At 49.8% G+C, this 13,073-nt stretch carries 10 protein-coding genes; 7 read left to right on the top strand and 3 right to left on the bottom strand.

Annotation, left to right across the window (positions count from 1 at the left end; all coding sequences use genetic code 11):
- The first annotated feature begins 123 nt into the window (after positions 1–123).
- The 4 genes from FTO70_RS08345 to FTO70_RS08330 all read left to right on the top strand — a co-directional run bounded on the left by FTO70_RS08345 (position 124) and on the right by FTO70_RS08330 (position 6,068).
- Positions 124–1,041 (top strand): HAD family phosphatase, encoded by a 918-nt coding sequence (locus FTO70_RS08345; RefSeq protein WP_255335290.1) that lies wholly within the window; start codon positions 124–126, stop codon positions 1,039–1,041.
- A 410-nt stretch (positions 1,042–1,451) separates the two neighbouring features.
- Positions 1,452–3,809 (top strand): arylsulfatase, encoded by a 2,358-nt coding sequence (locus FTO70_RS08340; RefSeq protein WP_255335289.1) that lies wholly within the window; start codon positions 1,452–1,454, stop codon positions 3,807–3,809.
- A gap of 90 nt (positions 3,810–3,899) precedes the next feature.
- Entirely contained in the window at positions 3,900–5,225 is a 1,326-nt protein-coding gene (locus FTO70_RS08335) for a DUF1254 domain-containing protein (protein ID WP_255335288.1), read from the top strand.
- A gap of 279 nt (positions 5,226–5,504) precedes the next feature.
- Positions 5,505–6,068, top strand: coding sequence for a YqhA family protein (locus FTO70_RS08330; protein ID WP_255335287.1), 564 nt, complete (start codon positions 5,505–5,507; stop codon positions 6,066–6,068).
- Positions 6,069–6,076: 8 nt separating this feature from the next.
- On the opposite strand, the gene FTO70_RS08325 is transcribed toward FTO70_RS08330, so the two are convergent.
- Positions 6,077–6,235: a hypothetical protein gene (locus FTO70_RS08325; RefSeq protein ID WP_255335286.1), complete on the bottom strand. Its 159-nt coding sequence runs from the start codon at positions 6,233–6,235 to the stop codon at positions 6,077–6,079.
- 458 nt (positions 6,236–6,693) lie between these two features.
- Here FTO70_RS08325 and aqpZ point away from each other — a divergent pair, with 458 nt between their 5' ends.
- Together aqpZ and FTO70_RS08315 are read left to right on the top strand one after the other, a co-directional pair.
- Positions 6,694–7,440: an aquaporin Z gene (gene aqpZ / locus FTO70_RS08320; protein ID WP_255335285.1), complete on the top strand. Its 747-nt coding sequence runs from the start codon at positions 6,694–6,696 to the stop codon at positions 7,438–7,440.
- A 95-nt stretch (positions 7,441–7,535) separates the two neighbouring features.
- Positions 7,536–7,997 carry a YqhA family protein gene (locus FTO70_RS08315; protein ID WP_255335363.1) on the top strand — a complete coding sequence of 154 codons (462 nt, stop codon included), beginning with the start codon at positions 7,536–7,538 and terminating at the stop codon, positions 7,995–7,997.
- Positions 7,998–8,718: 721 nt separating this feature from the next.
- On the opposite strand, the gene FTO70_RS08310 is transcribed toward FTO70_RS08315, so the two are convergent.
- On the bottom strand, positions 8,719–10,347 hold the full coding sequence (locus tag FTO70_RS08310; RefSeq protein WP_255335284.1) for an aminoacyl-histidine dipeptidase: 1,629 nt from the start codon (positions 10,345–10,347) through the stop codon (positions 8,719–8,721).
- A 300-nt stretch (positions 10,348–10,647) separates the two neighbouring features.
- On the opposite strand from FTO70_RS08310, the gene FTO70_RS08305 reads away from it, so the two are divergent.
- Positions 10,648–11,574: a HEAT repeat domain-containing protein gene (locus FTO70_RS08305; protein ID WP_255335283.1), complete on the top strand. Its 927-nt coding sequence runs from the start codon at positions 10,648–10,650 to the stop codon at positions 11,572–11,574.
- A 209-nt stretch (positions 11,575–11,783) separates the two neighbouring features.
- Here FTO70_RS08305 and FTO70_RS08300 read toward each other — a convergent pair whose 3' ends face one another.
- A complete protein-coding gene (locus FTO70_RS08300) occupies positions 11,784–12,227 on the bottom strand; it encodes an NUDIX domain-containing protein (protein WP_255335282.1) in 444 nt (147 codons plus the stop codon).
- Positions 12,228–13,073: the final 846 nt, after the last annotated feature.

The raw sequence follows: 13,073 nt of genomic DNA, 5'->3' as shown, positions 1-13,073 counted from the left end.
TCAAATCGACGGGGCAAGCCTCAGCCTTTACCAGCGAGTGCTCACTCCGGCACTTTACCTGCACCTCTGCAGAGGACGGTGTATTTTCCGACTTCGTTTGAAATAAAGTAAGAGGGATTGATAATGTCCGAAATTCTCTCCTTATGGAACGAAACACCAGCTAAGAAGGCAATCATTGATTACGTAAACGCAATCACAAATCCCGAGAGCGCTGATTTTGTGCCAGAGGTCGAGCGAATTGCCATCCTGGACAACGATGGAACCATGTGGGTTGAGAAGCCCATGTATGTTCAGCTTTTCTTTGTCGTAGACCGGCTGAAACAGATGGGTGAGGCAGACCCTGCACTCCTGGACCGGCCACATTTTAAGGCAGCGGCAGCGGGTGACCTGACCTACTTTTTCAGGCTTGATCCCCATGCTGGCGGCGATGTTAAAGAGCTGATGAAGACTGTCTTTGATTCTCACGCCGGCATGTCTCAGGACGATTTCATGCTCATGGCTAAAGAGTTTCTTGAGACTGCCAGACATCCCCGTTTTGGCATGCTGTACAAAGATCTGACATACAAGCCGATGGTTGAGCTCGCGCACTACCTGGACGATAGCGGCTTTAAAGTCTTCCTGGCATCCGGGGGCGGTATGAGCTTCTTGCGTGCGGTCTCAGAGGAGATCTACAGCATCCCAAGAGAGCGGGTTATCGGCAGTAACATCGCATTTGAGACCCGGATGACTGGTGAAGGGCCGGTAATTTTCCGCAGGAAAGGGCTGGTCGATCCCATCGACGACGGAGCAGGCAAGCCGGTCAATATCGAGCTGCACATTGGCCGCAAGCCCGTCCTGACCGCCGGCAATTCGGATGGAGATCTGCATATGCTGTGGCTGGCACAGAAAAGTGGTTACCGCTCTCTATCGTTGCTGCTCCGCCATGATGACGCAAAGCGCGAGTACGCCTACGATGAGGGAAGCGAGAAAACGCTGCAGATGGCAAAGGAACGGGGCTGGATCGCGGTCAGCATGAAGGACGATTGGAAGACTGTGTTCTGAGATATAATCGGTCAGGAAATTTAAGGCTGACACTTAATTCATCATTCACTGGCTGTGGGACTGCCTGCTCTTTCTCACAGGTTTCCTCGGAGGAGTGCTGGTCTTTCCCTTTGCCCTGGTAATGTTCATTTACGGTTTCTGGTTATTACGGGACTATCGGCAGGGCAAAGGCAGTTTGCAGGAAGAATCTGTTTTAACCAGATGAATCGTAAGCTACCGGTTTTAAAAGCTTCTTATTTCAACACCGGAAGAAATAAACCTATATGTATAAAATGATATACATAAAAGTAAATTTATATTTACAGGCAAGTAAATGAGTTAAAGATCGAAGCAAGGATCGAAGCGTTGAACCGCAAGCCAGGGGGCGGTCTTGCAGGTTCCGAAAGAATGGGGGGATAATAATACCTGAATTGATAGAATACGAGCCCGGAACACATTTTCCGGGAATTATCGGAAGGACACTTGAAGAATCCTCACCTGCCTGGCCCAGACCTACACGAGCCGAAGAGGGTGCACCGAACGTGATATTTTTTATTCTGGACGATGTGGGCTACGGGCAGATGTCAGTCTTCGGAGGGCTATGCGAAACACCCAACCTGGAACGGCTGGCGAACCGGGGCCTTCGCTATACCAATATGCAGACCACGGCGCTCTGCTCCCCTACGCGGGGCTGTGCACTGACGGGCAGGAACCACCATACTTTAGGGCTTTCCGCTATCACCGAACTTTCCATGGGCTACCCTGCACACAACGGGTATATGGGCTTTGAGCACGGTTTTATCTCGGAAATCCTGCTGGAGCAGGGCTACAACACCTTTGCCGTAGGCAAATGGCACCTGACCCCGCCGGAAGAGACAACCACGGCAGGCCCGTTCCACCGCTGGCCCCTGGGAAGGGGTTTTGAACGCTACTACGGCTTCCTGGGAGGAGACACCGACCAGTGGCATCCCGACCTGACCTATGACAACCACCCGGTGCCGGTCCCTGCGACCCCTGAAGAGGGCTACCACCTGAACATCGACCTTGGGGACAAAGCTATCGAATTTATCAAGGACGCCCATCACAATGCCCCGGACAAACCCTTCTTCCTGTACTATGCCACCGGAGCAGGGCACGCCCCGCACCATGTCGAAAAAGAGTGGATAGAGAAATACAAAGGCAAGTTCGATATGGGCTGGGACAAATACCGGGAGACGGTCTTCAAACGCCAGAAGGGGCTGGGGATTGTTCCGCCTGATGCGCTGCTCTCGGGGCGTGACCCCGACGTGCCTGCCTGGGACTCTCTTTCAGAAACCGAAAAGAAAGTTTATGCACGCCAGATGGAGGTCTTTGCAGCCTTCATTGAGCAGACCGATTACCATTTCGGCCGCATCCTCGATTTCCTTGAGGAGATCGAAGAACTGGACAATACCCTGGTCATCGTGCTCTCGGATAACGGCGCCAGTGCCGAGGGTGGTGTGCACGGGACTTTCAACGAAATGCTCTTTTTCAACAACGTGGAGGAGACCCTGGAAGACAACCTTGAACGCATCGATAAATGGGGGAGCCCCGAGACCTTCAACCACTATTCATGGGGCTGGACCTGGGCAGGAGACACTCCCTTCCGCCGCTGGAAACGCGAGACCTACCGCGGGGGGATAAGCGATGCCTGCATTGTCTCCTGGCCGGAGGGCATCCGTACAAGGGGAGAAAACCGCAGCCAGTACGCCCATGCGATAGACCTCGTACCCACAGTGCTCGAAGCCCTTGGCATGGATGCCCCAAAAAACATCCGCGGGGTACCCCAGTCTCCCATACAGGGCGTCAGTTTCGCCCACACCTTTGATGATCCCGATGCCCCTACAAAGCACATTACCCAGTACTTCGAGATGTTCGGGCACCGCTCCATCTACCACGACGGCTGGAGGGCTGTCTGCCCCTTCCCGGGCTCAAGCTTTGCCGAACCCCTGAGAGAGGGCTGGTTCTTCGGGATGCCCCTGAACCGCAAAGTGCTCAGGGTGCTTGATTCCGAGGGCTGGGAACTCTATGATCTGGCAGAAGACCCGGCTGAGATGAATAACCTAACAAAAGAAAAACCCGAAAAACTGCAGGAAATGGTCCAGCGCTGGTACACCGAAGCCGGAAAGTACGGGGTGCTGCCCCTGGCAACAGCAGCCCTGGAGCGCATGAACGTGCCAAGGCCGACCATTGCACGCCCGCGCACTAAGTACGTCTATTATGGAGGCGGGGCCCCGGTCCAGTTCTCTGCCGCCCCGAGGGTCTACAACAGGCCCTGGAGCATCACCGCCCGCGTTGTCATCCCCGAGGAAGGAGCCGAAGGGGTCCTGCTAGCGCACGGAAACCGCCACGGGGGGTACAGTTTCTACGTCAAGGACGGGCACCTGCACCACGTCCACAACTATTCGGGGCTTGAAAAGTTCAGGATAAGCTCACCCGACCCTATCCCGAAGGGGGAAGTCACCCTGCGCTACGAGTTTGAAAAGACCGGCGAACCAAATTTCGGGGAAGGAAAAGGTTCTGCGGGGCGAAGCCAGCTCTACATCAACGGCGAGCTTGTAGCCAGCAGGGACCTGCCTTACACCGTGCCCAACCTCTTTGGCATCATCGGGCTGAGCTGCGGCTACGACGCAGCCGACAGTGTCCACCCCGAAGAATACAGGGCACCGTTCAATTTCACAGGCAGGATCAGGCAGGTTGAACTTGACGTCTCGGGAGAACTGATCAAAGACGATGAGGCTGACCTGAAACGGATGATGACTGAACAGTAAATTTGTGTTTTGATTTTCCGTTTCTAAGGCCCGGAAAAAGCATACTTTGATAATAACTTCTAACTGCTGGACATCGAAAGAAGATAAGGGATGAAACAACAGATGAACAAGATTACTCCCCAGGAAGCAAAAAAAATAGCCAAAGAAGCCTACATTTTCGGCTTCCCCTTCGTGGCCAATTACCGGGTCTTTATGTACCCCCTGATCAGTGGACACCCCTTGATGCAGGGCGCCGGCTTTAATCAGTTCGCCCACAACCGGCAACTCTTCCCGCCGCAGACGCGGGATACCACCCAGCGCGACACCATTTTTTCGCTGGGTATCCTTGATCTGCGCCGGGAGCCGGTGGTCATCTCGGTGCCGGACGTGCCGGAGGGGCAGGTCTATATGCTCCAGATGGGCGATACCTCAACCGAAAGCCTGCCCTATATCAGCACCTTGACTACCGGCAATAAGGCCGGCAATTATGTGCTGGTAGGCCCCGATTTCCAGGGCTATCTGCCCGCGCCGCGGTTCGAGGGGGTCATCACCACCCGTGGTCAGTTTGTGGTCATGCTGGGTCGCACAGTTGTTTTTGACCCTAACGACCTGTCCCTGGCCCATGCTGTTCAGGATGGGATGCAGATGCGGCCCTTGAGCCAATTCCTGGGCAGCGAGCCGCCACGGGAAGTAGAACCAGTCGACTTCCTGCCATGGAAGCCCGAAGCCGCTGAAGGCCTGGGCATCTTTGATTACATCAACATGGCCCTTGCCTGGCATCCCCCGGCCATTTATGAAATGGATACGATGGCGGAATTCGCTCGAATTGGCGTGATTCCCGGCAGGCGCTTTACCACTGAGGGCTTATCGCCTGAGAATGTTCGTGCCCTGGAAGATGGCGTTGCTGAAGCCAGAGCAATAATTAATGAAATGGCGAATGAGGGAGCTGGCGAGCTTATCGGATCCTGGTCCTGGGCAATAAAAGACATCAGCCGTTTTGGCAGGGATTATCTCACGCGAGCTGCCGTATCCCTTCGGAATATCTACCCAAATGCACCGGATCATGCCATTTATGGCTCCGCGAACCGTGATCAGGATGGCACACCCCTGAGAGGTACAAACACCTACAAGTTGCGCTTCGAAGCCGGAGAACTGCCACCCGTGAATTGGTTCTGGTCGGTGACGCTGTACGACACCGAAACGACAGCTATGTATTCCAACCCTCTCGAGCGCTACAGTATCGGCAACCGCACAGAAGACATCAAATTTGACGATGACGGCTCACTCACCCTAACCATCGGGCACTCCGAGCCGGAGGACAAATCCAACTGGCTGCCTGCACCCGAGGGCTGTTTTTACTTGATCATCCGCCTGTATGGGGCCAAGCCAGAGGTTTTTGAAGGCAAATGGACGCCGCCATCGGTTAGACGGATTTAACAAAGATAGTGAAGTGGGGATCATTTAAGGGAGATAACAAATAGACAACACAAAAAAATCGTTAGCAACAGAAGCACAGCTGTATTTTGAACGTAGGGGGGCACAATGACTCTAAAATCCTGGAATAAATGGATAATGACAGAACAGTAAATTTGTGGTATCATTCCAGAATACTGGTCCCTCCGGGATTGCAGCAACTTAGAGCCACCGACATAAAAGTGTTCGAAAAAACAAAGAAAAACCAAAAAATATCTCTCCAGGGGAGAGGGGGAATCTACAATGAAAGTCGTGAAATTTATTGCCGGTATAAGATACTTCGTGCTGATTCCGGTCATAGGGCTGGCAATTGCTGCCTGTGCCCTGTTCATTAAAGGTGGCGTGGACCTAGTTCACTTCATGCAAGTAGTGGTTACCGGGATGGAAGCTGCAGGACCGGAGGCGAGTATAATTGTTGAAATTGTAGAAACAGTCCATCTCTTCCTGGTCGGTACGGTACTCTTTCTCACCTCTGTTGGGCTCTACCAGTTGTTTATCCAGCCGCTCCCTTTGCCGGGCTGGCTGAAGATAAATGATATTGAGGAACTGGAATTGAACCTGGTGGGGCTCACCATTGTCGTGCTTGGAGTTAATTTTTTAAGTATTATTTTTGAACCGCAGGAAACAAATCTGGCTTTTTTTGGCATAGGCTATGCCCTGCCCATTGCAGCTCTGGCTTACTTCATGAAGGTACGTTCAATGATGAGCAAGAAGAGTGAGGAGGAAGAGGGACACTTGACGAAACTCGGGGAGGCAGTTTCTGCGGAAAGTGAATCGAGCTGGTTACCAGAAGAAAATAAAGATTGAAGTCGGGTTCAATGATTATCCGACTTTTCGTCTTTCCAGCTTACTCTTCCCTTGCTTCCATGTTTAATCAATGATACCTTTTCAATAAATTTTCCGGAAAAATCCAGATCATATTTTGAGTGCTGGATGAACCAGTCTTTTTCCTTTCTGCAGAAGGAATCCTTCATATCGAATTATTCAATTTCTCAGACTACGGTCAACTGATTACGGTCAACTGATAAAGATATGGCGAGAGAACTTGTAACGGTCTTCTGGAGCAGAGAGCAATAGAAACACTGGAGAAATATGCCAATAGGCATACAAGTGAATATATAATAACGGATTTATATTAAATTAAAGCAAATAATGTAAAGATCGAAGCGCTGAACCTCAAGCCAGGGAGGGTGGTCTTGCAGGTTCCAATAGAGTGGGGGATAATACATACCTGAATTTATAGGACATGGGCCCGAAATACCTCTTCCGTGCGTTATCGGGAGAACATTTGACAAGCCCTCACCTGCCGAGCCCAAATCGACAGGTAGCATCCAGACCTGACCTATGATAATCGGTGCTCAAGATTGTAAAGCAGGTTCAAAGTGTTTATCTCCTGGATCCAGTTGACTGAAATTACATAACCAGACAGCTATTGGCATTCATAATCAAAAGGGGGGTTCTCATGAACTTAATACATCGATTCTCAGCAGAGCTTATAGGTACTTTCTGGCTGGTCCTCGGGGGCTGTGGCAGCGCAGTTCTGGCGGCTGGCTTCCCTGAGCTGGGCATCGGCTTTGCCGGCGTCGCCCTGGCTTTCGGACTGACCGTCCTGACGATGGCTTTTGCGATCGGACACATCTCGGGCTGCCACCTCAACCCGGCTGTCACGATCGGCCTCTTCACAGGCGGCCGCTTTCCTGCAAAGGACATCGTCCCGTACATCATCGCACAGCTGGCAGGGGCCATCATCGCTGCGTTCGTACTATCGATTATCGCAAACGGCCAGCCCGGCTTCGATCTGGTTGAGAGCGGTTTTGCGGCCAACGGTTACGGGGAACACTCACCCGGCGGGTATTCGTTGTCCTCAGCAATGGTCTGCGAGCTTGTGATGACCTTCATGTTCCTCTTCATCATTCTCGGCTCGACTGACATCCGCGCCCCACCGGGTTTTGCACCGATTGCCATAGGGCTTGGGCTGACCCTTATCCACCTGATCAGCATCCCGGTGACAAACACCTCGGTGAACCCGGCCCGCAGCACATCGCAGGCGCTGTTCGTCGGCGGCTGGGCAATTCAGCAGCTGTGGCTGTTCTGGCTGGCACCGCTAGTCGGAGGGGCTCTTGCCGGCATCGCATATCGTGCAGTCGGAGCTGAGGCTGAATCGGGTACGGAAGGATAAGGTTCAGAAGACAGTCCCGGTTCTCAAAAGGAATGAAGAAAGTAGATTGAGACTAATTACTTGCCGGAACAGAGGAGGCGGATACGAAAAGTGTCATCATCATCGAACTTGTGGAGATCGTCCATCTTTTCCTGGTCGGGACAGTACTCTTCCTCATCTCATTCGGCCTCTACCAGCTGTTTATCCAGCCGCTCCCTTTACCGGGCTGGCTGGAGATAAATGACATAGAGGAACTGGAGCTGAACCTGGTGGGGCTCACGGCAGTGGTGCTTGCAGTCAACTTCCTGAGCGCGGTCCTTGAACAGCAGGATGACAACCTTGCTTTATACGGAATAGGCTACGCCCTGCCCATTGCAGCCCTGGCTTACTTCATAAAGGTACGCTCGAAGACAAAGGACAGCGAGAGAGAAAAACCGCCGACAAGCAGCGAAATGAAATCTCAGGCCAGTGAAGGGAACTGGGTGTTGTACAAAAAAGGAGATGAAGCCGGAATTTCCAGTTATCCCTCTAAAGAAGAAAAAACCGGAAAAAGGGAAAACAATTTCCACTCAAAATAAAAATAATCCAGGCAGAGCAACTGTAATTCCCCTTTATACGAGCTATCACTGTAAACCTTTTTTTCAATTTGTTTTTCAGGTACCGGCACTCTCACCGGTCGTCTTCGACGACCGGCTTTTCCACAAAATAATTTTAATGACAAAAATTAGTATTAAAATGTCTAGTATAGCAGAATGACTTAAAAGGTTATTACAGTGACTGCTAAAATACAGCAAGATGACTTAAAAAGTTACTGTGGTGACTGAATAAAGTACAGCAGGATGACTTAAAAAGTTACTGTGGTGACTGAATAAAGTACAGCAGGATGACTTAAAAAGTCATTGCGATAACTGAATGAAAAGCATACGGACAATTAAAAAAACTTTTGCATTAATTTGTCCCCTGGTTTTCATGTCGTGATCTTCTCTGGGACAGGATGTCGAAAGCATAATGTTGAGAGCAGAACAGAGAAAGCAGGATGGAAAATCAGAGTGCAGGCATCCTACGCCAGCAGTTTATTTTTCAAGCATTTTATCTCAGTGAATTCGGAAAAGGCCGCCCGCTGAGGCGGGCGGTGAGAGCCCCGGGAACGATATAAAGATAAAAACCAGCCTTACACAGACCAGCCTTACACGGGTCAGGAATCGGCCACATCCCGGGAACCTTTTCCACAATACAACAGGATTTCTACGGAACCGTTTAAAAAGATCCTTTTAACCGCAACTTTTAAAGGCTGATTAATTAGCGGTAACTCTTAAGCAGGTTTTCAAGGAATGTCCAGGTTTTTTCGATGGAAGGGATATAGATCTTCTCATCCGGGGAGTGGGGGTACTTGATAGTCGGCCCCATGGATATCATCTCAATGCCACCGTCACCGCTGTCACCACCCTCTCCGCCACTATCACCGACATCATCACTTCCGACCCGGCTGCCGCACTTCGAGCCGATGACCCCGCATTCTAGCCCTGCATGCACGGTTTCGATTACCGGCTCTTTTCCGAAGGTGGCGGCGTAGACTTCCCTGCACCTGGCAAGGAGTTCGGATTCAAGGTCAGCTTCCCAGGCAGGGTACCCATGCTCGTGCAGGACTTCCGCCCCTGCAAGTTTTGCCACGGCTTCCACTTTCCCGGTGATTTCGGCAAGCCGGCTCATGACGGAACTGCGCTGGCTGGACAGGACTTTGAGCTCGTTTTCTTCGGTCCTGACGGTCGCCAGGTTGTTAGAGGTTTCCACGAGCCCCGGGATCCTGTCCGACATCCTGTAGACCCCGTGGGGCAGGGCGAGGAGCAGGTTGAGAACTTTTTCCGTACTCCCGGCCGTAAGTACCCGGTTTTCCGGAAACGTTTTCGGAAACACATTCCCGGCAGCCTTCTTTTCGGAGGTTTCGAAAGCGGCCTTCGGATCAGCTACAGTCCCCGTACCACTCACGGCATCCATCCTGGCTTCTTCAATTTTTAGCCTGAGTTCCGGGTCGTTTTCTGCAAATTCGCTAAGGAGCGTTTTTTCGAATTTTGAGACAAGCTCTTCTACTTTTTTAGCCCACTTTCTCTCGAGCACAAAATACGCTTCCGCAGAATTAGGGATCGCATTATGGGTACTCCCCCCGGAAACCATGACCAAACCGAACCCCCAGGTCCCAACTTCCTTCCTTACAAGGTCAAGGCTGCGAGCAACTATCCCGATTGCATTTGCCCTCTGGCTGTGGATCTCGACTCCCGAGTGCCCGCCTTTTAATCCCTCCACACTGAGCTTGAAAAGCCTGAACCCTTCTTTCCCGTACTCGAAATGCTCGTACTTCACAGGCAGCGCGAGTCTTGAATTCTTTCCTCCCGCACACCCGACGAGAAAGACCCCTTCTTCCTCGGAGTCCAGGTTAAGCAGGATTCTCCCATCAAAAAACCCGGGTTCCAGCGCCAGGGCCCCTGTAAGCCCCGTCTCCTCGTCCACCGTAAAAAGCAGCTCAAGAGGCGGGTGCCCGATTTCCCCCGCCTTTCCGGACTCCGCCACAACCAGCCCTATGGCAAGTGCAATCCCGTTGTCCGCCCCGATATTTGTGCCGTTTCCTATCAGCCAGTCCCCTTCATACACACACTCAACCGGGTCCCTGGAAAAATCATGGTTTGAGTCTTTTTTCTTCTCACAGACCATGTCCATGTGCCCCTGCAGGACAAGGGTAGGAGAGTTTTCATACCCGGAGCTTGCGGGAACTTTGATTAAGACATTGCCGACAGCATCGGTCTTAACCTCAAAGCCGTTAGCTCTTGCCCGGTCCTGCAGCCAGAGGGAGATTTTTTCTTCATGTTTGGAACAGCGCGGGATTTTGTTGATTTCTTCAAAAGTTTCAAGGATTTGCCTGGTTTTCGGGTGCATAGGAGATCAATTTTCAGTCTTTTTATTAAAGTTGGCATCATACCTTAATTAGGTATGCTTTCCAAAATTAGGACTAATTTATGGGAAAATTGTAGAACAGTTAATTAATATTAATTATTACTCCTTTGTGGGGACAGGGTGATAAAGTTGAAAGTTAAGGCGTGGGAGAAGTGATAGAAAAATTATTTTATATGTTTGTACATTAAAACATTAAAGGTGTGGGATTTAGATATTTGTAAATTAAAGCACAAAGATGTGGGATTTAGATGTTTGCATACTAAAACATTAAAGGTGTGGATTGTGGTGAACCAGAACGAAATTAATAAAAAATGTTTTAGTTGTGACCGGAGGGAACGCCTGGAGGCCGCAAACCAGTTCAAAGAGAACTTCAGTTTATTACCGGATAAACAACAGGCATGGGAAGACCTCCTCAAACTGACCACAGACGAAGACAATTGCGTGAGAGTCGAGGCAACAGAGGCACTGGAAGAGGCATTTGAACACATACCCGAAAAACAGAAGGCATGGGAAGACCTGCGTAGAATGGCATATGATGGAAATTTATATATAAGATGGAAGGCAGCAGAGGCTCTGCCAAAGGCATTTGAACACGTACCTGAAAAGCAGCAGGCCTGGGCAGACCTGATTGAACTGGCTTCAAAAGAATTCCCTGTAAACAAAATAGCAGCAGGGAAACTGGAAGATGCATTCCAGCAGATCCCTGAAAAGCAGGAGGCCTGGGGAGACCTGATCAGATTACTCCTTGCTATCAAACCAAACTCAACTGAAAATCTCCAGGTATTACGCAGGACAACAGAGGTGCTGGGGACCGCACTCCAATATGTCCCGGACAGGCAAAAAGCCTGGAGGAAACTGCGCCGCTTGCTTTCACAAAAAGATCAGGATGTACGCCTGAGAGCAGCAGATGTGCTGGGAACGGCATTCCAACATGCCCCCGATAAACAGCAGGCATGGGAAGACCTCCTCAAACTGACCGCAGACGACTACGGCCATGTGAGGATAAGTGCCTTCCGGGGCATAAAAGAAGCATTTCAACACGTCCCTGACAAACAAAAAGCCTGGAAAGACCTTACAGGCCTTGCATCAAACAACAACCTGGATATGCAGCCAAAAGCCATCGAAGCCCTGAAAGATGTGTTTCAATACGTACCGGATAAAGAACAGGCAAGAGAAGACCTGAACCTTCTGGCCCCGGATAAAAACTGAGGCACCTCGCTTTTTTGAGTGGTTATCCTTACAAAAACCAACACGGTCTTGAATTGGGCTCCATCTTACCCACAGAGAACGGCGAAGAGCCAAAACCTGATCTCCGGACAGATGCTGATCCCCGACTGAAACATAACCTCTTATTTATACCCTATTTATGTATTCATTTCCTTATCCATTTCCGTTCACATTTCTTTATCCATTTCCGTTCACATTTCTTTATCCATTTCTTTACCCCTTTCTCTTAATCCATCATACTTATCCAATATTTTTAATGTATTATAGGAAACCTTCAATTTCATATCCTTTCCGGGCTTGAAAAACGCGAAGTGATGTATCTCGCTGCTCGGCACCGGTTCCCCTTTGGCCTTGATCCTGAAAATCTTGGACGCATGAAACTTGAACAGATACTTCACCTCATGCGCCCGCAGTCCCGTCTCTTCCCGAAGCTCCCGGATTGCCGCCTGGATGCTTGCTTCCCCTTCTTTCGGTTTTCCTCCGGGAAGCCGATAGAAACCTCCCGAACTGCTTACGAGCAAAATTCCCTTATCAGTTTCAACTATTACCGAACCTCTACGAGTATCGTATGCGCTGGAAATACGTGTCACCCCCTTGAAAAGATCACATTTTCCAGATATATTATCTATTGACATTTTTTTAGTAACTATTTAAAGCATACGATAGGGAAAAATCAATTTCAACATATCATCCAGTTCAACATATCATCCAGTTCAAAATATCATCCAGTTCAAAATATCATCCAGTTCAAAATATCATCCAGTTCAAAATATCATCCAGTTCAACATACATATCCGTAGAAATCCTGTTGTATTATGGAAAAGGTCCCCCGATTGTGGCAATTCCTGACCCGGGTTAAGGCCAGTCGTTATCTTTTAATATTCCCAAGGCACTCACCGCCCGCCTCAGCGGGCGGCCTTTTCCGAATTCAATGGGAAAGATTGTATGACTTACGCAGTTGGACTGAAAACCCCAAGCTGAAAAGACTTAACTGTATAAACCCAAATCGTGTTGACGAGTCCGCATGTGCCTGATTTTACATTTCAAGTGCGTATAGTCCTAGATTGCTTGCAAAATAAAATGGTGAAAAGAACTATTGAAAAAAGAGCACCTCACTCTGGTTTTCTATCCTGCTCTCAACATTCTGCTTTCGACTTGCTGCCACAAAGAAAATCACGACATGAAAAAAGGATACAAATATTTACAATTTTTTCCGTTGTCCAGGTGTATTTACTGGTTATCAGAATGATCTTTTTAGTTGTGAAAATGTATCAGGTCAGTTACCAGAGTGATCTTTTTCATTGTGCAGCGGTATTCTTCAGTCACTCCAATGCTATTATTCGTAATTTAAATACATGCGTCATCGGTTAAGCGTTAGACAAGCATCCCGGTGTGTGTTTTTATATTAACAAACTTAATAATAGTACGTCTATGTCGCCTCATCCCCAATCTACTCTCGAAGACTCTCTTCGGGAAATGTT

It is taken from the genome of Methanosarcina sp. KYL-1 (genome assembly GCF_024372725.1).
GTDB lineage: Archaea > Halobacteriota > Methanosarcinia > Methanosarcinales > Methanosarcinaceae > Methanosarcina.
The sequence above is the reverse complement of the archived record's forward strand: the minus strand, read 5'-3'. Positions and strand labels throughout refer to the sequence as shown.